Below are 19,485 nucleotides of genomic sequence, written 5' to 3'. Positions count from 1 at the left end.
GCAGTGCAGCGAAACGGGAAAGGGGGCTTGAGGCCGGGCCGCTAGAGGTCTAGACCGCGCCCCGAGATTTGACTGTCCACAGCCTTGATGGAGACCCCATGGCTCGCGCGAAGATCGCCCTTATCGGCGCCGGCATGATCGGCGGCACCCTGGCCCACATCGCCGCTCGCGAAGAGCTGGGCGACGTGATCCTGTTCGACATCGCCGAAGGCACCCCGCAGGGTAAGGCCCTCGACATCGCCGAAGCCTCGGCCGTGTTCGGCAAGGACGTGGCCCTGAAGGGCGCCAACGACTACGCCGACATCGCCGGCGCCGACGTCTGCATCGTGACCGCCGGCGTGCCGCGCAAGCCGGGCATGAGCCGCGACGACCTGTTGGGCATCAACCTGAAGGTCATGAAGGCCGTCGGCGAAGGCATCAAGGCCCACGCCCCCAATGCCTTCGTCATCTGCATCACCAACCCGCTTGATGCGATGGTCTGGGCGCTGCAGCAGTTCTCGGGCCTGCCGAAGGAAAAGGTCATCGGCATGGCCGGCGTCCTCGACTCGGCCCGCTTCGCCTACTTCCTGGCCGAAGCCACCGGCGTGTCGGTGGAAGACATCCACGCCTGGACCTTGGGCGGCCACGGCGACGACATGGTCCCGATGGTCCGTCACTCGACGGTCGGCGGCCTGCCGCTGCCGGAACTGGTCAAGCAAGGCTGGCTGACCCAGGACAAGCTGGACGCCATCGTCGAGCGCACCCGCAAGGGCGGCGGCGAGATCGTCGCTCTCTTGAAGACCGGCTCGGCCTTCTACGCCCCGGCGGAATCGGCGATCGCCATGGCGACCTCGTACCTGAAGGACAAGAAGCGCGTCCTGCCGTGCGCCACCTACCTGACGGGCCAATACGGCCTGAACGACCTCTATGTGGGCGTTCCGGTCGTGATCGGCGCCGGCGGCGCCGAGAAGATCGTCGAGTTCGAAACCAACGACGACGAAAAGGCGATGTTCGCCAAGTCGGTCGAGTCGGTGAAGGGCCTGATGGAAGCCTGCAAGGCCATCGACAGCTCGCTGGTCTAAGCGACGCTCGATCCTGGAACGACGAAGGGCGGCTCCTCGCGGGGCCGCCCTTTTTCTTTGCCTAGTGCGCCGCGTCGCCGGGTTCCTGGGAGATTTCCTCCAGGGTCTTGCCGACCTGCTTGGCGCCGTAGTCCTTGGCCACGTCGCCCAGCGACAGGATGCCGGTCAACTTGCCGGCGTCATTCAGCACGACCAGGCGGCGGACCTGGTTGTTGGCCATCTTGGCCGTGGCGTCGGCCAGGACGTCGTCTTCTTTCACCGAAAGCACCTCGCCGTCCGACATCACCTCGGAGACCGCGCTGTCGAAGCTCCGGCCCTCGGCGACCACGCGCAGCACGATGTCGCGATCGGTCACCAGCCCGACGACCTTGCCCTCGTCGACCACCGGCACGACGCCGCTATCGACCTTGGCCATGGTCTCGGCGACCTGGCGAACGGTGTCGGACGGACGGGCGACCGAGACCTGGCTGGTCATGGCGTCGCTGACTTTCATGGCGGACCTCGTGGGTTGCGAATGCGAAGCCCTAAAAACCCTCAGCGTCGCAGAAGCGTTCCGCTTCCGATCGTCACAAGGCGGCCCTATCTAGGCGCATCTCGTCTTCCCGGAGCTTTCCATGTCGATCTCGATCCATCAGGCCAGCGCGCCCGTTTTTGTTCAGGGCCTGAAGGGCTTGAAAGGCGTGCTGACCAAGGCCGCCGCCCAGATCGAGGCCAAGGGCTGGGACGCTGACGCGCTCCTCAAGGCGCGGCTCTATCCCGACATGTTCCCGCTGATCCGCCAGGTGCAGATCGCCACCGACTTCGCCAAGGGCTGCTGCGCGCGTCTGGCCGGCGAAGACGTTCCGGCCTGGGACGACGTCGAAACCAGCTTCGCCGAACTGATCGCCCGCATCGACCGGGCCATCGCCTATGTCGAGGGCCTGGACCCGGCCGCCTTCGACGGCGCGGAGGATCGCGACATCACCCTGACCCGCCGCGGCGAGACCAGCGTCGTGAAGGGTCTGGCCTATTTCCAGGGTCAGGCCCAGCCGAACTTCTTCTTCCACCTGACGACCGCCTACGCGATCCTGCGCCACAACGGCGTCGAGGTCGGCAAGCGCGACTATCTGGGCATGGCCTGATCTCTATGAACGCCGATCTCCCCGGCGAATGCCGGGGCCCAGATCTCTTGGCGATTGGGATGACTGGAACGGCTCAGAGCTTCTTGAGCCCACCTCAGCGCCCTTCCATCTGGATCCCGGCCTTCGCCGGGACGGCCGGATGAAGAGGTGCTTTTGACTCTCGCCTGGTTTTCAGCCATAAGCCCTGACTTCCGGCGCTTTATCAGCAGCGCCTCCACCGTCACGACCCCGGCCTGTTAGCGCAGGATCCATCCGGACGAGGACGGCGAGGACCCCCGTCGACGTGATCGTCCACGGGGGCTGATCGCGTTTGGTCTTGTACTTAACCAGGGTTCGACATGTTCGACGGCCTTACAGAGCGACTTTCCGGCGTCTTCGAACGCCTCGGCGGTCGCGGCGTGCTGTCCGAGAAGGACATCGACGAGGCGCTGCGCGAGGTCCGCGTCGCGCTGCTCGAGGCCGACGTCGCCCTGCCGGTCGTCAAGGACTTCATCAGCAAGGCCAAGGAACTGGCTTCGGGCGAGGCGGTGATCCGCTCGGTCAAGCCGGCCGACCAGGTGGTCAAGATCGTCTATGACGGTCTGGTCGACATGCTGGGCGGCGAGCAGCCGACCGGCCTGAACCTGGCGCTGAACCCGCCTTCGGTCATCCTGATGGCCGGCCTGCAAGGCTCGGGCAAGACCACCACCACCGGCAAGCTGGCCCTGCGTCTGTCCAAGACCGACCGTAAGAAGGTCCTGGTCGCCTCGCTCGACACCCGTCGACCCGCCGCCATGGAGCAACTGGCGACCCTGGCCAAACAGGTCGAGGTCGAAAGCCTGCCAATCGTCGCGGGCCAGAGCGCTCCGGACATCGCCAAGCGCGCCCTGACCGCCGCCAAGCTGGGCGGCTACGACGTCCTGATCCTCGACACCGCGGGCCGCACCACGCTGGACGAGTCGATGATGAGCGAAGCGGCCGAGATCGCCCGCATCGCCAGCCCGTCCGAGACCATCCTGGTCGCCGACAGCCTGACCGGTCAGGACGCCGTGCGCACGGCCAAGGCGTTCCATGAGCGCCTGCCGCTGACCGGCCTGATCCTGACCCGCGCCGACGGCGACGGCCGGGGCGGCGCGGCGCTGTCTATGCGCCACGTCACCGGCCTGCCGATCAAGTTCCTCGGCGCCGGCGAGAAGATCGACCAGCTCGACGTGTTCGACGCCCGCCGCGTCGCCGGCCGGATCCTGGGCCAAGGCGACGTCGTGGCCCTGGTGGAGAAGGCCGCGGCCGATCTCGACCAGGCTGAAGCCGAGCGCATGGCCAAGAAGCTGGCCAAGGGCAAGTTCGACCTGGACGACCTCGCCGCCCAGCTGCGGCAGATGCAGAAGATGGGCGGCATGGAAGGCATCATGGGCCTTCTGCCGGGCGTCCAGAAGGTCAAGAAGCAGATCGCCGAGAGCGGCGTCGACGACAGCATCTTCCGTCGCCAGCAGGCGATCATCAGCTCGATGACCAAGGAAGAGCGCAAGAAGCCCGACATTCTCGCCGCCTCGCGCAAGCGCCGCATCGCGGCCGGCGCCGGCGTCGACGTGGCCGAGGTCAATCGCCTGCTCAAGCAACACCGCCAGATGGCCGACATGTTCAAGGCCATGTCCAAGGACGGCGGCAAGGGCCTGGCCCGCATGGCCCAGATGATGGGTGGCGGCGACATGGCCCGTCTGAAGAACCTGGGTGGCGGCAAGATGCCCCAACCCGACCCCAATGCAGCGGGAGGCCAAGGCCTCCCGGGGCTGCCCGGTCTGCCGGGCCTCGGGAGTGGCGGCGACGCCAAGCCCAACCCTCTCTCCGGCCTGGGCCTGCCCGGCTTCAACCCGTTCAAGAAATAGAACTTTAGACCCTAAGGACTACCGCAAATGCTGAAGATCCGTCTCGCCCGTGGCGGCGCCAAGAAGCGTCCGTACTACTCGATCGTCGTCGCCGACAGCCACTCGCCGCGCGATGGCCGTTTCATCGAGAAGGTCGGCACCTACAACCCGCTCCTCAAGAAGGACGACGCCAACCGCGTCACCCTGAAGGTCGAGTCGATCCAGGAGTGGCTCAAGAAGGGCGCCCAGCCGACCGACCGCGTCGCCCGCTTCCTGGCCGCCCAAGGCCTGACCACCTGGACCGCCGGCAACAACCCGGAAAAGGGTAAGCCGGGCAAGAAGGCGCAAGAGCGTCTGGCCGAGCGCGCTCAGCGCGAAGAAGAGCGCAAGCAAGCCGAAGCTGACGCCAAGGCCGCCGCCGAAGCCGAAAAGGCCGCCGCTGCTGAAGCCGCCGCCGCCGCCGCCGCGGCTCCGGCCGTGGAAGAAGCCCCAGCTGAAGAGGCTCCGGCCGCTGAAGCTCCGGCTGAAGAAGCCTCGGAAGGCTAATCAGGGTTCCAGCGCCGCCGTTCTCCTTCGAGACGGCGGCGCGACTCTGTCCAGGCGATGGCTTTGTCTCCCGACGATCCGCTGATCCTGGTCGGCCGCGTGGCCGGCGGCTTTGGCGTGCGCGGTGAGGTGCGGATCGCGACCTATACCGAAGACCCGCTCAGCATCGCGGGCTTCAAGACGCTGAAGCGCCAGGATGGCTCGCCGGCCCTGACCATCGCCTCGGCGCGCAAGACCAAGGACGGCGTGGTATGTCGCTGTCCGGGGGTCGAAACGAAAGAAGCCGCCGACGCGCTGCGCGGCCTGCGACTCTACGTGCCGCGCTCGGCCCTGCCCGAGCCCGATGAGGACGAATTCTACCTGACCGACCTTGTCGGTCTGACCGTGCGCCACGTCCAGACCAACGCTCTGCTCGGCCGTGTGAAGAGCGTCCAGAATTTCGGCGCCGGCGATATTCTCGAGGTCACGCCGGACCTCGGCGGCCCCACCTGGTACCTGCCGTTCACCCGGGCGGCCGTGCCCGAGGTGAAAATCAGCGAAGGTCTGATCCTGGCCGACCCGCCGGCCCTGGTGGGCGAACAGGAAGGCCCTTCTGAAGACGAAGAGCTCGGCGAGCGGGACTGATTTCCGGAAGGACCTTGGTTATGTCGGACGGAAAGTGGCGGGTCACCGCCTCGCGCCACATTCACCAGGACCGCTGGATCAGTCTCCGCGCCGACGACTGCGTCACTGACGAGGGCGCGGTGATCGCGCCGTACTACGTTCTGGAGTATCGGGACTGGGTCGAGGTCGTGGCGTTGGACGCTGACAACAACGTCCTGCTGGTCAAGCAATACCGCCATGCGCTTGGCGATATCTCTACCGAACTGGTGGCCGGTGGAATGGACGCCGGCGAGACGGATCCAGTGGAAGCGGCCCGCCGCGAACTGTTGGAGGAAGCCGGTTGCGCGGGGGTTTTAAGTCTTGTCGGCGAGACGCGCCCCAACGCCGGCACCCACACCAACCGCACCCACATCATCCTGGCTCGCGACGTCGTGAAGGTCGCCGAGCCTCAGGACGAGCCCAGTGAACGGATCGAGAGCTTCTGGGTCCCGCTCGCCGAGGCGATCCGCATGGCCCTGGCCGGCGAGATCACTGTTGGCATGCAGGCCGCGTCCCTGCTGCGTGGCTTGGCGGCGGCCGGCGTGGCGAAGATCGCGCCGGATGACAAACAGGTCATGACGCAGCCTTAACTGGCGCGCGCGCTGGTCCGATGCGACTTCCCCCGTGAGCTTTCTCGAGGGGACTCCATGCGCATCCTGCCGATCACGGCCCTGGCCGTCGCCCTGGCCTTGGCCTCGCCCGCCTTCGCTGACGAACCCTTGAGCGCCAAGGACGCGGGCCAGGTGGTCGACGCCCTGATCGCCGACCTCAACGGCTATTTCGATCCGGCTAAGGCGAGCGAGGTGCAAAAGGCGCTGCGCGCCCAGCGCGAGGCCTTGATCCAGATCCATGATCGCGCGGCCCTGGCCGAGGCGCTGAGCGCGATTACTTTGAAGGTCTCCGGCGATCAGCATCTGAAGGTCTCGGTGGCCACCAGCGACGCCAGAGTCACCCAGATCAGCGACGCCGATCAGGCGTTGATCGACCAGCGCATCGCCTATGGCCTGATGGCCATCCGCCGCCTGCCGGGAAATATCGGTTATCTGAAACTCCGCTATTTCGAGCAGGGGCCGGAGGGCGCCCGGTTGATCGACGCAGCCATGGGCCTGCTGCAATATTCCGACGCCCTGATCATTGATCTTCGCGAGAACACCGGCGGGGGCGGCGCGTCCGACACCCGGTTGCTGGGCCATCTGTCCCGTACGCCGATTGTCATGGCCCAGTTGCATTGGCGTAAGCCCGACGGCAAGGCGGAGATCGAGCAACGCAAGGTCGACACGCCGGAGGCGGGGCCGCTCTATGCCGATAAGCCGGTCTTCGTGCTGACCGGAAGCCGCACCTTCTCGGCGGCGGAAGGCTTCGCCTACGACATCCAAGCCAATAAGCGCGGCCTGTTGATCGGAACGCGGACGCGCGGCGGCGGCAATCCCGCCAACCGCCCCGCCCCGCCGCTCGGCTTCGGGCTGACGGTCTTCGTCCCAAACGGCCAGGCGATCCATCCGCTGACCGGCAAGGGCTGGGACGGCGTAGGCGTCCAACCCGATGTCCAGACGCCGCTCGAGGGCGCTCTGACCGAAGCCTATCGTCGCGCTCTGGCGGCGGCTAAGCCCCTGGTCTCGACGCCGAGGTCGGAGAAGGAGCGCGCCGACGCGATCGCCGATCCCGCGGCGGCGCTGCTAGCGGATCAGAAGCTGTAGCTACTTCCGCACCCGCATCAGGCATTCCTGAGCCACGGAGGCCAAGAGCTTGCCGTCCTGGCTGAACATCTGGCCGCGCACCAGGCCGCGCCCCTGCGAGGCGCTGGGGCTGTCCTGGGCGAACAGGGTCCAGTCGTTGAAGTTGAACGGATGATGGAACCACATGGCGTGGTCCAGGCTGGCGGCCTGGATGCCCGGCGTGGTCCAGATCAGGCCATGCGGGCGCAGGGCGCTTTCCATGAAGGCCATGTCCGAAGCATAGGCCAGGGCGGCCTGCTGCATCTTCACGTCCTCGCCCAGCGGGGCCTTGGCGCGCATCCAGACCTGCTTGGTTCCCGGCTTCTTGACGGGCGCCATCGGATTCTGCGGATCGATCCAGCGGATGTCGACGGGGCGAGGCCGTTCGGCGATGGCGACCATTTTCGGATGGATCTGATCGCCCAGACTACGCAGGAACTCAGCTTCGGTCGGCAGGCCCTCCGGGTCGACCGAGCCGGGCATTTCCGACTGGTGTTCGAAGCCGTCTTCCGGGGTCTGGAACGACGCGGCCAGGTTGAAGATCTGTTCGCCGTGCTGGATGGCGGCCACCCGGCGCGTGGTGAAGGTGCCGCCGTCTCGGGCGCGCTCCACCTCGTAGAGCACCGGGGCGGTGACGTCCCCGGGGCGGATGAAATAGGCGTGCAGCGAGTGGCAGATGCGATCTGGCACCGTCTTATAGGCGGCCAGCAGGGCCTGGGCGATCACCAGACCGCCGAAGATGCGGGGGAAGCCGTCGTTCGGGCTGACGCCCCGGAACAGGTTCACCTCGATCGGTTCGAGGTCCAGGATGTCGGCGAGGTTCTCGGTGGTCTGCATGGCGCACTGCGATAAGCCTCGTTTTGCGGCGCCGCAACCCGTCTCCTTGCGTCACGCAGCCGCGCTCCCCATCGTCAGGGCATGTCCGCGCCGCCCCCAATCGTCCATCACCCCGCCTTCCGCGCCGAGATGCCGCCGGGCCATCGCTTTCCGATGGACAAGTTCTCGCGCCTGGCCGCCGTCCTGGAAGCCGAGGCCGTGGCGGGACCGGTTGGTTTCGCGCGTCCTGACCTGGTCGACACAGAGACCCTGTGTCTGGCGCATTCCGAAGACTATGTGCGGGGCGTCATCGAGCTTTCCCTGCCGCCCGATATCGTCCGTAGGATCGGCATGCCCAACACCGAAAGCGTCGCGACCCGGGCGCGGGCGGCCACGGGCGGCACTTTGCTGGCGGCCCGCCTGGCGCTGGAGCATGGGATCGCCTGCAACACGGCGGGCGGCAGCCACCATGCGGCGGCGGATGGCGGAGCCGGCTTCTGCGTCTTCAACGATGTGGCGGTGGCGGCCCGACGGCTCTTGGCCGAAGGCGCGATTGGCCAGGCCCTGGTGATAGATCTGGATGTCCATCAGGGCGACGGCACGGCGCGGATTTTCGAGGAGGATCCGAGCGTCTTCACTTTTTCGATGCACGCGGAAAAGAATTTCCCGCATCGCAAGGCGGTGAGCGATCTTGATGTCGAGCTGCCCGACGGGACCGACGACGGGCCCTATCTGACCAAGCTGACGGAAATCCTGCCGGACCTGTTGTCGGCGGTGAGGCCCGACATCGTGTTCTTCAATGCGGGCGTTGACCCACACGCGGACGACAGGCTGGGCCGGCTGGCGCTGACCGACGAGGGTCTGGCGCGGCGAGAGGCCTATGTCCTGGGCGCTTGTCTTTCCTCTGAAACCCCTGTGGTCGGGGTGATTGGCGGCGGCTACGACGCGGATATTGATCGTCTGGCTGCGCGCCACGCCATCCTGCACCGGACGGCGAAAAGTCTTTATTCTTTATAGTCTTGGGCGACTTTTCATCGCCATCTCCGTCGGGCCGGCTCCAGGAGGAGCGGCGCCCGACGGAGGTTAAGCGGCGATCACTTAGAAGCTCGAGGCGAGCGAACCAGCGATAACGACGAGCGGCAGAACCGCGAGAACGAGCGAGGCGAAGCCGGCGACAGCGTTGGTCTTCATGGTCATGGTCTTGATCCCTTTTTTGTCTTCGGCCGCCCCGTCGGCGTCCGATGAGAGGGATATAGGCCCGCCCCATGGTTATTACACGTTACTCTTGCTTCATTACGTCGATTTAAGAAACGTTGACGCCCATAATCGAGGTTACTGGGGTGTAATGTGATCGCAAATTTTGGTTTCAAGAGAAACTTTTCCCTTTGAAACCGTCTCGCCGGCCCTTTGGTGTTAATCCTCGCTGGGCGCCACGAGAAAGAGTCCACGCAACGTCGCGATCGGGGCGGATCGTGTCTCCTGCCAGGCTTCCACGTGCACATTGGCGATGCGTCGGCCCAGTTTCTTGATGCTGGCGCGGGCGTAGGTGGTCAGGGGGCGGCCCGAGCGCAGGTACTCGATCGAGACATCGATCGTGCGGGGCTGACGTTTCATCGGCGCGGCGACGGAGAGCTGGGCCAGGGCGGTCATCTCCATGAAGGCGCCGAGGACCCCGCCGTGGATCGCGGGCAACATCGGGTTTCCGACGATATGCTGGGCGAACGGCAGGACCGCTGTCATCTCATCCCCCGCCAGCTCGGCTTTGACGCCCAAGAAGCGCGCATAGGGGATCGAGTCCAGCATGGAGACGAGGCGGGTGTCGGCGTCGCTCATTGATCGAGCCCTCCGGTCTTGGCGCGCTGTTCACGCGAGGGCTTCAGGTTGGCGCCGGCCTTCTTGCCCGCACTGGAGTCGAGCATGAATGTCGCCTGGCCCGTGGCGATCGGATCCTCCGGGTTGCGGTCGTAGGCGACCGCGCGAACGAAGGCCACAGAGCGGGTCAGCTTGTAGCAGTGGGCGCGGGCCATCACGTCGAGACCGGGCTCAGCGGCGCGCATGTAGTCAATCCGCAGGTCCAGGGTCGCGATCGAGGTCCAGGTGGCCATCGCGGCATGGACCGCCTGACCGCTGGCGTGGTCCAGCAGGGTGGTGACCACGCCCCCGGCGATGACGCCGGTCTCGGGATCGCCGACGATCTCCGGCCGATAGGGGACCTTCAGCACGGCGACCGCATCGCCGATCTCCAAGGTGGCGAAACCCAAGGCCTTGGCCTGGGGGCTGCCCTCGTTCATCGCCGTGGCGATGAGTTTTGTCTGTTCGTGATCGCTCATGCGGATAGGCTTAGCGCCTGGAGCGTGACGCCGAAAGTGGTAACCGGATTCGACGCTACTTGCGCTCTAACCCTATGATTTACAGCCTGTTTGTCGGGTTGAGGCAGTTTTCTCTAAACCCGGCGAACTCTAAGGCGTTATCCTGTCCAGCCGTGATCAAGCCCGAAGACCTTCTCTGTCCCCGACCGGCCGGCCTCTATTGCCCGCCGGGGGACTTCTATATCGACCCGGTCCGACCTGTGGAGCGGGCGGTGATCACTCACGGCCATGCCGATCATGCGCGGGCGGGCCACGGCGTGGTCGCCGCCACGCCCGAGACGCTGGCGATCATGGCGGTGCGTTATGGCGAGGACTTCGCCGGCCGCCGCGAGGCCATCCCCTACGGCGAAAGCTTCACGCATGACGGCGTCTCGGTGACCTTGGTTCCTGCGGGCCACGTCCTGGGCTCGGCCCAGGCGGTGGTGCGCTGGAAGGGCCTGACCATGGTCGTCTCCGGCGACTATAAGCGTCGTCGCGATCCGACCTGCGCGCGCTTCGAGCCCGTCCCCTGCGATGTGTTCATCACCGAGGCGACCTTTGGTCTGCCAGTCTTCCGCCATCCCGACGACGCCGGTGAAATCCGCAGTCTGTTGGCGTCGGTCGAGCAGTTCCCGGACCGCAGCCACCTCGTCGGCGCCTACGCGCTGGGCAAGGCCCAGCGCGTGATCCGCCTGCTGCGGGAAGCCGGTTGGGACAGCACGATCTATGTCCACGGCGCGCTGGAGCGCTTGAACGCGCTCTACGAGGTCCATGGCGTCAACCTGGGACCTTTGGCGCCGGCCACCGCTTCCGGGCCGAAGGACGCTTTCGCCGGCCAGATCGTCATCGCCCCGCCCAGCGCCATCGCCGATCGCTGGTCGCGGCGTTTCCCTGATCCCGTTGATTGCTTCGCTTCGGGTTGGATGCGGGTGCGGGCCCGAGCGCGGCAACGCGGCGTCGAGTTGCCGCTGATCCTGTCGGATCACGCAGACTGGGATGAGCTGACGGCGACGCTGGACGAGCTGCGGCCCGGCGAGGTCTGGATCACCCACGGGCGCGAGGAGGCCCTTGAGCGCTGGTGCCAGTTGCAGGGCATCCCGGCCCGCGCCTTGCGCCTGGTGGGCTACGAGGACGAAGAGGGCGAGTAGCCTGCGGTCATTGGTCTGCTTCCCACATAGCGGGCGCGAGGCCTGATCAATCGGCCGGTCTGCAACTGTTCGATAGCGTGGGCGCTCCACCCGGCGCTGCGCGCCGTGGCGAAAAGGATGAATGGCGCGTCCGGGGGCAGGGCCAGGGCGCGCGCCAGGGCGACCAAGGCGAAGTCGATATTCGGCGCCAGACCCGTCGCCGTCCGGGCGGTCCGGCGCAGCGCCGCCAAGGGCGCGGGCGGCTCGAATCTGGCAAAGAGGGCCGCCGCGCGCGGATCGCCGTCGGGATAGAGTGGATGGTCGAAGCCCGGCAGGTTCGCGCCTTGCTCCAGGCGGGCTGAGACCGCACGGGCGTCGCCGCGGCGATCGGCGTCTTCGACGAAGGCCTCGACCCGCGCCGCCATGCCGCCATGCAGAGGTCCCGATAACGCCGCCAGGCCCGCCAGGCACGCCGCCGACAGCGACGCGCCGGTCGAGGCCGCCACACGCGCGGCGAAGGTCGAGGCGTTCAGCTCGTGGTCCGCCAGCAGCACCAACGCTCTCCGGACGAGGCCGGCGCCGTCAGGGGTTAGGCCCCAGGCTTGGGCGAAGCGCTGGTGTGCGGGGCCGTCGCCGACTTGGCCGGTCGCTGCGTCGACGATCGCGTCCAGCAGGTCGGCCGCCTCCATGGCCAGGGCCAGAGGCGCGCGGCCCCTGGCGGGCGGCTCGCGTCCCGCACGTTCAGCCAGGACCAGGAACAGGCGCGATCGGGCGCTGTCCGTCGCGGGCGGCGGCGGCCGGTTGGACGCTTTCAGCGCCACGCCGTGACCGCCGCGAAGGAGGCGTGCGATGTTTTCGAGCGTCAGCCCCTGATCCGCGAGCGTCGTGGCGTCCTGCCCCCTGTACCAGAGCTTGCCGCCGCTCACGGTGGTGATTCCCGACGGCAGTACGGGCTCGCCCCAGGCGATCGCTTCAGCGGCGACATCCGCGACGCGCCGGCCGCGAGCCTTCTTGCGAGCCAGAGCCGCGACATCCGAGGCGCGATAGAGGCTGCGTCGGGGGTCAGCGGGATGCGCAGCCGCCTCGATCCGTCCCCGGCTGACATAGGCGTAGAGCGTCTGCGGTCGGATCCCCAGCCGTTCCAACACCTGCTCCGCGTCTAGCCAATCACCCATATAGATTGATTATATTGATCAAGATTGACGATCAAGGCGATGAGGCGCTCCTTCGCCGCGAAAGGAGACCGCACATGTCTGAGGGTCTTGAGGGCGTGATCGCCGCCCAAACCGTTCTGTCCGACGTCGACGGCGCCCGTGGACGGCTCGTGATCCGGGGTTATGCGGTGGAGGATCTCGTGGGCCGCACGCGCTTCGAGGACGCCGCCCACCTTTTGCTGGACGGATTCTTCGACGACGCCCCCAGCGACCTGGCCGCCGCGTTGGGCGAGGCCCGCACCGTCGTGTTCGCAGAGGTCGGCGCGCTGGATGAGGCTCTGGCTCGACGCGATCCGGTGGAGGCCCTTCGCGCCCTGCTGGCCCGGATTCCTGACGGGGACGATCTGAAGACGGCCTTGATGCTGATCGCCGCGCCGGCGGTCTTCACGCCCGCTGTGCTCCGCGTCGCCGCCAGCCAAGCGCCGATTCCGCCGGACCCGGCCCAGTCGCACGCCGCTGATATCCTCCGTATGAGCCGGGGTCTCGCGGCCTCCGACGCCGAAGCTGCGGCGCTCGACGCCTATCTGGTGACGGTCTGCGACCACGGTCTCAACGCCTCGACGTTCGCCGCCCGGGTGGTGGCCTCGACGCGGGCGGGCCTGACCTCGACGGTGCTGGCGGGGCTATCGGCGCTGAAGGGGCCATTGCACGGCGGGGCGCCGGGGCCGGTCATCGACATGCTGGACGCGATCGGGACGCCCGAGAACGCCCGGCCATGGCTCGAACACGCCCTGGCGCGTGGCGACCGGCTGATGGGTTTCGGGCATCGGATCTATCGCGTCCGCGACCCTCGCGCCGACGCCTTGAAGGCTGCTGTTCGCCGATTGTCGAGCGCTTCGGGCGGTCTGCCGGGCCGGCTCGCCTTCGCCGAGGCGGTCGAGCAGGCTGCGCTCGAGATCCTGCGCGCGCACAAGCCTGATCGGCCGCTCGACACCAATGTCGAGTTCTACACCGCCTTGCTGCTGGAGGCCCTGGGTTTGCCGCCGTCGAGTTTCACCTGCGTCTTCGCGATGGGACGCGTCGCCGGTTGGCTCGCTCATGCCCGCGAACAGCTGGCGGGCGGCCGTTTGATCCGGCCGCAATCGGTCTATGTCGGTCCGGAGGTCCGCGTCGCGGCTTAGCCTTCGGGGCCCGAGTGCGGTAGAGAGGGGCCATGTCGCTCTCCGCCGCCTCACCCGAGATCCGGGCCGCCACCCAGCGCGTGGCGCTGCTGTCAGTCGCCACCGCCGCCGTGCTCATCGTGGTCAAGGCGATCGCCTGGCAGGCTAGCGGCTCGGTGGCGATCCTGGCGTCCTTGTCGGACTCGGCCCTGGACCTCATCGCCTCTCTCATCACCGTCTATGCGGTCCGTTACGCGGCTGAGCCGCCTGACGCGGAACATCGCTTCGGGCATGGCAAGGCCGAAGCCTTCTCCAGTCTGATGCAGGGCGGGCTGGTCTTCGCCTCCGGAGCCCTGGTGGGGCGCGAAGCCATCAACGCCTGGCTTCATCCTCAGCCTGTTGAGCATGGTCTGGCGGGCGTCGTGGTCATGGCGATCTCGATTGTCCTGACCTTCGCCCTGATCACCGCCCAGACGCGCGTGGTGAAGGCCAGCGGTTCGATCGCGATCTCCGGCGACCGGGCCCACTACGCCGCCGACCTCGCCTCCAACGCTGTCGCCCTTGTCGGGGTTGGCGCGGCGGCCTGGCTGGGCCTGCCCTGGGTGGACGCGGCGGCGGGCCTGATCGTGGCGCTGTGGCTGATCTGGGGCGCGGTCGGGGTGTTCCGCGAAGCCTCGCACCAGCTGATGGACCGTGAATTGCCGGACGAAGATCGCGAGAAGATCGTCGCGCTCGTCACCGCCGACGCCAATGTTCTTGGCGTCCACCAGCTGCGCACGCGCGCCTCAGGCCCCTATATCCACATCCAGATGCACGCCGATCTCGCCGGCGACATCTCGTTGGCGCAGGCCCACGCCATCATCGTCGCGGCCGAGAACCGGGTGCTGGCGGCCTTCCCGGCGGCGGACCTGATCATTCACGGCGATCCGCGCGGCCTCGCCGAGAAGCATGGCGGGCTGTTCGCCGAGGTCGAGCACGACTGACGAGGCTTGCCCCGCCCGCCCTGACGGGGGCAAAAGCGCCGTCAGAACTTGAAGGACCCTCATGGACGACACCCTCGCTCATCTGCCCGGCGCGTTCGCCGGCAAGACCGTGCTGGTGCTCGGCGACGTGATGCTGGACCGCTTCATCTATGGCGCGGTCGACCGCATCTCGCCCGAGGCGCCGGTGCCGGTGATCGCGGTCGAGAAGGAAACCGCCATGCTGGGCGGGGCCGGCAACGTGGCGCGCAACGTCGCGGCGCTGGGGGCCAAAGCCGTGCTGATCGGCCTCGTCGGCCAGGACGACGCCGGGGCGGCCCTGCGGGGGATGATCAACGCCGAAGCGGGCCTGGAGGCCGAGCTGGTGGCGGACCCCGCGCGACGCACGACCGAGAAGGTCCGCTACATCTCCGGCTCGCACCAGATGCTGCGGGTCGACCGCGAGGACCGCAGCCCCGGCGACGGCGCGGCCCTGCTGGCGGCGTTCGCGGCGAGACTGGCCCTAGCCGACGTTGTGGTGCTGTCCGACTACGCCAAGGGTGTCCTCACGCCGGAGGTGATCCGGGGCGCGATCGACGCCGCCAAGGCAGCCGGCAAGCCGGTGATCGTCGATCCCAAGAGCCGCGACTTCGCCCGCTACGACGGCGCGACCCTGATCAAGCCGAACCGCAAGGAAGCCGCCGAGGCCACCGGCATCGTCGAGAATAGCGACGCGGCGTCGGAAGACGCCGGCGCGGCGATCCTGGCCATGGCGCCGGGCCTGGAGGCCGCTCTCATCACCCGCGGCGGCGCGGGCATGACCCTGGCGGTGCGGAACCAGGCGCCGATCCATCTGCCCGCCACCGCGATCGAGGTGTTCGACGTATCCGGCGCCGGCGACACCGTGGCGGCGACCCTTGCGCTCTCTGTCGCGGCCGGCGCCAACCTGACGCAGGCGGCGCAGCTGGCCAATCTGGCGGGCGGCCTGGTGGTCGCAAAGCTCGGCACCGACGTCGTCACGGCGGCGGAGCTGACCGCTTGCGCCAGTTCCATCCAGGGGGAGCCCGGCGAGATCAAGATCGCCGACCGCGACCAGGCCCAGCGGATCGTGGAAGGCTGGCGCGCCCGGGGCCTGAAGGTCGGCTTCACCAACGGCTGCTTTGATCTGCTGCATCCTGGCCATGTGTCGCTGCTGTCCCAGGCCAAGGCCGCCTGTGATCGCCTGATCGTCGGGCTGAACACCGACGCCTCGGTCTCCAAGCTGAAGGGCCCGACCCGCCCGGTGCAGAAGGAGCAGGGCCGCGCCACGGTGCTGGCCTCGCTCTCGTCGGTGGATCTGGTCGTGCTGTTCGACGAGGACACGCCGCTCGAGCTGATCAAGGCCTTCCGGCCCGATGTCCTAGTCAAGGGCGCGGATTACACGGTCGAGACCGTGGTGGGCTCTGATGTTGTGCTAGGTTACGGCGGCAAGGTTGTTCTGGCCGAGCTGAAACAGGGCCAGAGCACGACAAATCTCATCGCCCGGATGAACAGCTGAGCCGGCAGGGTCGAAAAGTTGCGCAAAAGCCTGGATTTCCTGGCTAAACGCTGTTCAGCAATCTGTTGTTAAGCAAAACGGCGCATCGCTCTTTTGATGCAGCCTGATTGCGCCTGGGCATGAGCGTCGAACGTACACTTCATCATTTCCCCCTCGATCCCGCCTCGCGACAGGTGCGCTTGGCGTTGGGCGAGAAGCGCCTGCCGTTTGTCGAGATTCAGGTTCGCTATTGGGAGATGCCGCCCGAGTTCACCGCGCTGAACCCCTCCGGCATGCCACCGGTGCTGGTCGAGACCAAACATCAGCGCAATCTGGTGGTCTGCGAGACGCGCGCGATCCTCGAACACATCGAAGAGACCGAAACCGAGCCGCCGCTTCTTGGCCGCGATCCGGCCGAGCGCGCCGAGGCCCGCCGGCTGCTGCAATGGTTCGACCGCAAGTTCGACAACGAGGTCAACGGCTTCCTGCTTCACGAGAAGATGGAAAAGCGCCTGCTCCGGATGGGCGCGCCCGACCTTGCCGCGCTGCGTCAGGGCCGCGAGGCGCTGCGCATGCATCTGGGCTATATCGAAAGCCTGTTGCAGACCCGCGATTGGCTGGCCGGACGCCGGATGAGCCTGGCCGACTTCGCCGCTGCCGCGCACCTGTCGGTGATCGACTACTTCGGCGACGTGCCGTGGAAGGACTTCCCGACCGCCAAGACGTGGTACATGAAGCTCAAGTCGAGGCCATGCTTCAGGCCGATCCTGGCCGACCGCTGGCCCGGCCTCGCGCCGGCCGCGCATTATGACGACCTCGATTTCTGAGCTTTCGCCAGACCGCATCAAGGATGAGATCCGCGCCGAGGCCTTAAGTCTCGGCTTCTCCGCCTGCGGCTTCGCCAGCGCCACCGACGCCTGGCCTAACGGCGACTGGCTGCGAGAGTTCGTTCAGGCCGAGCGTCACGGCGCGATGGGCTGGATGGAGGAGACGCTGGAGCGGCGCGCGCATCCGACCGCCATGTGGAGCGATGCGAAATCGGCGGTGGTGCTGGGCGTCAACTACGGCCCTGACATCGATCCGATGGAACAGCTCGTCGATTCAGGGCGCGCGGCGATCTCGGTCTACGCCCAGGGCGACGACTATCACGACGTCATCAAGAAGCGTCTGAAAGTGCTGGCGGGCTGGATGCATCGCCGGTTCGGCCAGGACGTGAAGGTCTTTGTCGACACCGCGCCGCTGCTCGAAAAGCCGCTGGCCGAGCGGGCGGGCCTGGGCTGGCAGGGCAAGCACACCAATCTGGTGTCGCGTGGGTTCGGTTCCTGGCTGTTCCTCGGCAGCGTGCTGACGACGCTCGACCTGCCACCGGACGACGCCGAGGTCGATCACTGCGGCTCGTGCCGGGCGTGCCTCGACATCTGCCCGACCCAGGCGTTCCCCGCGCCGCGCCAACTGGATGCGCGGCGCTGCATCTCCTACCTGACCATCGAGCTGGCCGGACCGATCCCGGCGGAGTTTCGGCCCGCGCTAGGCAACCGGATTTATGGCTGCGACGACTGCTTGGCGGTGTGTCCGTGGAACAAGTTCGCGTCGCTATCCAACGAAGCCAAGCTGGTGGCGCGCGAGGCCTTGCGTCAGCCGTCCCTGGCCGAACTGGCGGTGCTGGACGACGCCGGGTTCCGGGCATTGTTCTCGAAGAACCCGATCAAGCGGATCGGTCGCGACCGCTTCGTGCGCAACGTCCTCTACGCGATCGGCAACAGCGGGGACGCCGGCTTGATGACGGTGGTCGAGCCGCTGCTGGTCGACCCAGCGCCCGTGGTTCGCGGCGCGGCGGTATGGGCCGCGCGTCGCCTGCTCGGAGACGACGCGGCAGCCCTTAAAGGGCGCGAGGACAACGAGAGCGTCCTCGCCGAGTGGTCTTAAGCCTTCAGCGCCGTCTCAACCGCCGCGCGGGCGGCCGCGCCCAGGTCGGGACGCTTCAAGGCCAGGGCCACATTGGCGCGCAGCAGGCCGATCTTGTCGCCGCAGTCGTGGGTCACGCCCTCATAGACATAGGCGTGGAAGGCCTGATCCTGCATCAGCTTCGCCATCGAGTCGGTCAGCTGGATCTCGTTGCCTGCGCCCCGCTCCTGGGCGGCCAGCAGGGCGAAGATCTCGGGCTGCAGGATGTAGCGGCCAGCGATCGCCCAGTTGGACGGCGCCGTGCCTTGCGGCGGCTTTTCGACCATGCCGGTCATGGTGGCCATACGGCCATCGACCTTGCCCGGGGCGACGACACCATACTTGTGCGTTTCGCTTTCCGGCACTTCCTCGACGCCGATGACATTGCCGCCGCCGACCTTGTTGTAGAGGTCGATCAGTTGGCCGAGGCACGCGCGTTCGGCGTCGACGATGACGTCCGGCAGCATGACCGCAAAGGGCTCGTCGCCGATGATGTCACGGGCGCACCAGACGGCATGCCCGAGGCCCAGGGGCGCCATCTGGCGCACAAAGCTCATTTCGCCGGGCTTGGGCAGCTCCGCGCGCAGTTGCTCGAGGATGTCCGTCTTGCCCTTGGCCTCCAGCTGGGCCTCAAGCTCGACCTGATGATCGAAATAGTCCTCGATCGCGCCTTTCGAGCGGCCCGTGACGAAGACGAAGTGTTCGATACCGGCCTTGCGACCTTCTTCGACGATGTAGGACAGAATTGGCCGGTCGACGACGTTCAGCAGTTCTTTGGGCGTGGTCTTGGTGCCCGGCAGGACACGGGTGCCGAGACCGGCGACGGGCAGAACAGCTTTGCGAACGGGTTTCATGGCGATCTCGTCTGCGGACACAGGTCGCTGTTTCTAGGCGCCTCGTCGCAGGAGCGCCACCACTGTTCCGTGAAATCAGCGCCGCGCGAGCCCTTAGGGACGTCGAGGCGTGGAATTTCGAGCAGGCCGTGCTAGCTGGACGGCCTGTTTGGATCGAGGTTCTCATGCATCGCCGCGCCCTGCTCGCCGCCTTCGCTGTCGCTGGTTTGACGCTCTCCGCCTGCGGGCCCAGCAAGAAGGCGCAGGAGAATCTCGCCGTCGCCGACGCCTTCATGGCCAAGAACGCCAAGGAGCCGGGCGTCGTCACCCTGCCCCAGGGGCTGCAGTACAAGGTCGTGCGCGAAGGGCCGAACGGCGGCATGCACCCGAACAAGGCCGACGAGGTCAAGGTCCACTACGAGGGCAAGCTGATCGACGGCACGGTGTTCGACTCCAGCTACGAGCGCGGCGTGCCGGCCGTGTTCCCGCTGGACGGGCTGGTGCCGGCCTGGGTCATCGCCCTGCAGCGCATGAAGGCCGGGGATGAGTGGATTCTCTACGTGCCGCCGGCCCTGGGCTACGGCGCGCAGGACAAGGGCCCGATCCCCGCCAACAGCGTGATGATCTTCCGGATCGAACTGCTCGACGTGAACCGGATCGGGCCGGGTAAGCCGAAACAATAGCTTCGATGTCATCCCG

At 67.1% G+C, this 19,485-nt stretch carries 22 protein-coding genes; 15 read left to right on the top strand and 7 right to left on the bottom strand.

Annotated elements, in window-relative coordinates:
- Positions 1–98: 98 nt before the first annotated feature.
- A complete protein-coding gene (gene mdh, locus ACT53N_RS04600) occupies positions 99–1,061 on the top strand; it encodes a malate dehydrogenase (RefSeq protein WP_476062794.1) in 963 nt (320 codons plus the stop codon).
- A gap of 61 nt (positions 1,062–1,122) precedes the next feature.
- Here the strand turns inward: mdh and ACT53N_RS04595 are convergent, their stop codons facing one another.
- A complete protein-coding gene (locus tag ACT53N_RS04595; RefSeq protein WP_476062793.1) occupies positions 1,123–1,554 on the bottom strand; it encodes a CBS domain-containing protein in 432 nt (143 codons plus the stop codon).
- A gap of 121 nt (positions 1,555–1,675) precedes the next feature.
- Between ACT53N_RS04595 and ACT53N_RS04590 the strand changes: the two genes are divergently transcribed.
- From ACT53N_RS04590 to ACT53N_RS04565, 6 genes are all read left to right on the top strand, one after another.
- Entirely contained in the window at positions 1,676–2,182 is a 507-nt protein-coding gene (locus ACT53N_RS04590) for a DUF1993 domain-containing protein (protein ID WP_476062792.1), read from the top strand.
- Positions 2,183–2,520: 338 nt separating this feature from the next.
- On the top strand, positions 2,521–4,047 hold the full coding sequence (gene ffh / locus ACT53N_RS04585; protein WP_476062791.1) for a signal recognition particle protein: 1,527 nt from the start codon (positions 2,521–2,523) through the stop codon (positions 4,045–4,047).
- 27 nt (positions 4,048–4,074) lie between these two features.
- The gene (rpsP, locus tag ACT53N_RS04580; RefSeq protein WP_096053077.1) at positions 4,075–4,572 is read left to right on the top strand and encodes a 30S ribosomal protein S16; all 498 of its coding nucleotides are present in this window, start codon (positions 4,075–4,077) and stop codon (positions 4,570–4,572) included.
- 57 nt (positions 4,573–4,629) lie between these two features.
- Positions 4,630–5,196 carry a ribosome maturation factor RimM gene (rimM, locus tag ACT53N_RS04575; protein WP_476062790.1) on the top strand — a complete coding sequence of 189 codons (567 nt, stop codon included), beginning with the start codon at positions 4,630–4,632 and terminating at the stop codon, positions 5,194–5,196.
- 20 nt (positions 5,197–5,216) lie between these two features.
- Positions 5,217–5,804: an NUDIX hydrolase gene (locus ACT53N_RS04570; RefSeq protein WP_476062789.1), complete on the top strand. Its 588-nt coding sequence runs from the start codon at positions 5,217–5,219 to the stop codon at positions 5,802–5,804.
- A 57-nt stretch (positions 5,805–5,861) separates the two neighbouring features.
- Complete coding sequence (locus ACT53N_RS04565; RefSeq protein WP_476062788.1) at positions 5,862–6,911, top strand: S41 family peptidase; 1,050 nt, start codon at positions 5,862–5,864, stop codon at positions 6,909–6,911.
- Here ACT53N_RS04565 and ACT53N_RS04560 read toward each other — a convergent pair whose 3' ends face one another.
- Complete coding sequence (locus ACT53N_RS04560) at positions 6,912–7,766, bottom strand: acyl-CoA thioesterase (RefSeq protein ID WP_476062787.1); 855 nt, start codon at positions 7,764–7,766, stop codon at positions 6,912–6,914.
- A gap of 81 nt (positions 7,767–7,847) precedes the next feature.
- On the opposite strand from ACT53N_RS04560, the gene ACT53N_RS04555 reads away from it, so the two are divergent.
- Entirely contained in the window at positions 7,848–8,762 is a 915-nt protein-coding gene (locus ACT53N_RS04555; RefSeq protein ID WP_476062786.1) for a histone deacetylase family protein, read from the top strand.
- A gap of 81 nt (positions 8,763–8,843) precedes the next feature.
- Here the strand turns inward: ACT53N_RS04555 and ACT53N_RS04550 are convergent, their stop codons facing one another.
- The 3 genes from ACT53N_RS04550 to ACT53N_RS04540 form a co-directional block, all read right to left on the bottom strand.
- The gene (locus ACT53N_RS04550; RefSeq protein ID WP_310213912.1) at positions 8,844–8,942 is read right to left on the bottom strand and encodes a hypothetical protein; all 99 of its coding nucleotides are present in this window, start codon (positions 8,940–8,942) and stop codon (positions 8,844–8,846) included.
- A gap of 216 nt (positions 8,943–9,158) precedes the next feature.
- On the bottom strand, positions 9,159–9,578 hold the full coding sequence (locus ACT53N_RS04545) for a PaaI family thioesterase (protein ID WP_476062785.1): 420 nt from the start codon (positions 9,576–9,578) through the stop codon (positions 9,159–9,161).
- Positions 9,575–10,075, bottom strand: coding sequence for a PaaI family thioesterase (locus ACT53N_RS04540; RefSeq protein WP_476062784.1), 501 nt, complete (start codon positions 10,073–10,075; stop codon positions 9,575–9,577). The genes ACT53N_RS04545 and ACT53N_RS04540 overlap by 4 nt, the downstream gene beginning before the upstream one ends.
- A 98-nt stretch (positions 10,076–10,173) precedes the next feature.
- On the opposite strand from ACT53N_RS04540, the gene ACT53N_RS04535 reads away from it, so the two are divergent.
- Positions 10,174–11,241 (top strand): ligase-associated DNA damage response exonuclease, encoded by a 1,068-nt coding sequence (locus ACT53N_RS04535; protein ID WP_476063390.1) that lies wholly within the window; start codon positions 10,174–10,176, stop codon positions 11,239–11,241.
- Here the strand turns inward: ACT53N_RS04535 and ACT53N_RS04530 are convergent.
- Positions 11,217–12,395, bottom strand: a complete 1,179-nt coding sequence (locus tag ACT53N_RS04530; RefSeq protein WP_476062783.1) for a citrate synthase family protein — start codon at positions 12,393–12,395, stop codon at positions 11,217–11,219. The two genes, ACT53N_RS04535 and ACT53N_RS04530, sit on opposite strands and share 25 nt — an antisense overlap.
- A gap of 74 nt (positions 12,396–12,469) precedes the next feature.
- Between ACT53N_RS04530 and ACT53N_RS04525 the strand changes: the two genes are divergently transcribed.
- The 5 genes from ACT53N_RS04525 (at position 12,470) to queG (ending at position 17,935) form a co-directional block, all read left to right on the top strand.
- Positions 12,470–13,555 carry a citrate synthase/methylcitrate synthase gene (locus ACT53N_RS04525; protein ID WP_476062782.1) on the top strand — a complete coding sequence of 362 codons (1,086 nt, stop codon included), beginning with the start codon at positions 12,470–12,472 and terminating at the stop codon, positions 13,553–13,555.
- Between the two features lie 32 nt (positions 13,556–13,587).
- Positions 13,588–14,517 carry a cation diffusion facilitator family transporter gene (locus ACT53N_RS04520; RefSeq protein ID WP_476062781.1) on the top strand — a complete coding sequence of 310 codons (930 nt, stop codon included), beginning with the start codon at positions 13,588–13,590 and terminating at the stop codon, positions 14,515–14,517.
- 61 nt (positions 14,518–14,578) lie between these two features.
- Positions 14,579–16,030, top strand: a complete 1,452-nt coding sequence (gene rfaE1, locus ACT53N_RS04515) for a D-glycero-beta-D-manno-heptose-7-phosphate kinase (protein ID WP_476062780.1) — start codon at positions 14,579–14,581, stop codon at positions 16,028–16,030.
- Positions 16,031–16,149: 119 nt separating this feature from the next.
- The gene (gene fzlA / locus ACT53N_RS04510) at positions 16,150–16,836 is read left to right on the top strand and encodes an FtsZ-binding protein FzlA (RefSeq protein ID WP_476062779.1); all 687 of its coding nucleotides are present in this window, start codon (positions 16,150–16,152) and stop codon (positions 16,834–16,836) included.
- Positions 16,817–17,935, top strand: coding sequence for a tRNA epoxyqueuosine(34) reductase QueG (gene queG / locus ACT53N_RS04505; protein WP_476062778.1), 1,119 nt, complete (start codon positions 16,817–16,819; stop codon positions 17,933–17,935). The genes fzlA and queG overlap by 20 nt, the downstream gene beginning before the upstream one ends.
- Here the strand turns inward: queG and ACT53N_RS04500 are convergent.
- Entirely contained in the window at positions 17,932–18,828 is an 897-nt protein-coding gene (locus ACT53N_RS04500) for a UTP--glucose-1-phosphate uridylyltransferase (RefSeq protein ID WP_476062777.1), read from the bottom strand. The genes queG and ACT53N_RS04500 overlap by 4 nt on opposite strands.
- 143 nt (positions 18,829–18,971) lie before the next feature.
- Here ACT53N_RS04500 and ACT53N_RS04495 point away from each other — a divergent pair, with 143 nt between their 5' ends.
- Positions 18,972–19,469, top strand: a complete 498-nt coding sequence (locus ACT53N_RS04495) for an FKBP-type peptidyl-prolyl cis-trans isomerase (RefSeq protein ID WP_476062776.1) — start codon at positions 18,972–18,974, stop codon at positions 19,467–19,469.
- Positions 19,470–19,485: the final 16 nt, after the last annotated feature.

The sequence above is a fragment of the Caulobacter sp. DMC95 genome (assembly GCF_056313785.1).
Note: the sequence above shows the minus strand (reverse complement) of the source record. Positions and strands in the feature narration are given on the sequence as shown.

Excerpts from the sequence above, each read along its gene's own strand:
- queG (WP_476062778.1), top strand. The coding sequence starts at position 16,817 with ATGACGACCTCGATTTCTGAGCTTTCGCCAGACCGCATCAAGGATGAG.
- ACT53N_RS04590 (WP_476062792.1), top strand. The coding sequence starts at position 1,676 with ATGTCGATCTCGATCCATCAGGCCAGCGCGCCCGTTTTTGTTCAGGGC.
- ACT53N_RS04560 (WP_476062787.1), bottom strand. The coding sequence starts at position 7,766 with ATGCAGACCACCGAGAACCTCGCCGACATCCTGGACCTCGAACCGATC.
- ACT53N_RS04530 (WP_476062783.1), bottom strand. The coding sequence starts at position 12,395 with ATGGGTGATTGGCTAGACGCGGAGCAGGTGTTGGAACGGCTGGGGATC.
- ACT53N_RS04540 (WP_476062784.1), bottom strand. The coding sequence starts at position 10,075 with ATGAGCGATCACGAACAGACAAAACTCATCGCCACGGCGATGAACGAG.
- ffh (WP_476062791.1), top strand. The coding sequence starts at position 2,521 with ATGTTCGACGGCCTTACAGAGCGACTTTCCGGCGTCTTCGAACGCCTC.
- rpsP (WP_096053077.1), top strand. The coding sequence starts at position 4,075 with ATGCTGAAGATCCGTCTCGCCCGTGGCGGCGCCAAGAAGCGTCCGTAC.
- rfaE1 (WP_476062780.1), top strand. The coding sequence starts at position 14,579 with ATGGACGACACCCTCGCTCATCTGCCCGGCGCGTTCGCCGGCAAGACC.
- fzlA (WP_476062779.1), top strand. The coding sequence starts at position 16,150 with ATGAGCGTCGAACGTACACTTCATCATTTCCCCCTCGATCCCGCCTCG.
- ACT53N_RS04520 (WP_476062781.1), top strand. The coding sequence starts at position 13,588 with ATGTCGCTCTCCGCCGCCTCACCCGAGATCCGGGCCGCCACCCAGCGC.
- ACT53N_RS04525 (WP_476062782.1), top strand. The coding sequence starts at position 12,470 with ATGTCTGAGGGTCTTGAGGGCGTGATCGCCGCCCAAACCGTTCTGTCC.
- ACT53N_RS04570 (WP_476062789.1), top strand. The coding sequence starts at position 5,217 with ATGTCGGACGGAAAGTGGCGGGTCACCGCCTCGCGCCACATTCACCAG.
- ACT53N_RS04545 (WP_476062785.1), bottom strand. The coding sequence starts at position 9,578 with ATGAGCGACGCCGACACCCGCCTCGTCTCCATGCTGGACTCGATCCCC.
- ACT53N_RS04565 (WP_476062788.1), top strand. The coding sequence starts at position 5,862 with ATGCGCATCCTGCCGATCACGGCCCTGGCCGTCGCCCTGGCCTTGGCC.
- ACT53N_RS04595 (WP_476062793.1), bottom strand. The coding sequence starts at position 1,554 with ATGAAAGTCAGCGACGCCATGACCAGCCAGGTCTCGGTCGCCCGTCCG.
- rimM (WP_476062790.1), top strand. The coding sequence starts at position 4,630 with ATGGCTTTGTCTCCCGACGATCCGCTGATCCTGGTCGGCCGCGTGGCC.
- ACT53N_RS04495 (WP_476062776.1), top strand. The coding sequence starts at position 18,972 with ATGCATCGCCGCGCCCTGCTCGCCGCCTTCGCTGTCGCTGGTTTGACG.
- ACT53N_RS04550 (WP_310213912.1), bottom strand. The coding sequence starts at position 8,942 with ATGACCATGAAGACCAACGCTGTCGCCGGCTTCGCCTCGCTCGTTCTC.
- mdh (WP_476062794.1), top strand. The coding sequence starts at position 99 with ATGGCTCGCGCGAAGATCGCCCTTATCGGCGCCGGCATGATCGGCGGC.
- ACT53N_RS04555 (WP_476062786.1), top strand. The coding sequence starts at position 7,848 with ATGTCCGCGCCGCCCCCAATCGTCCATCACCCCGCCTTCCGCGCCGAG.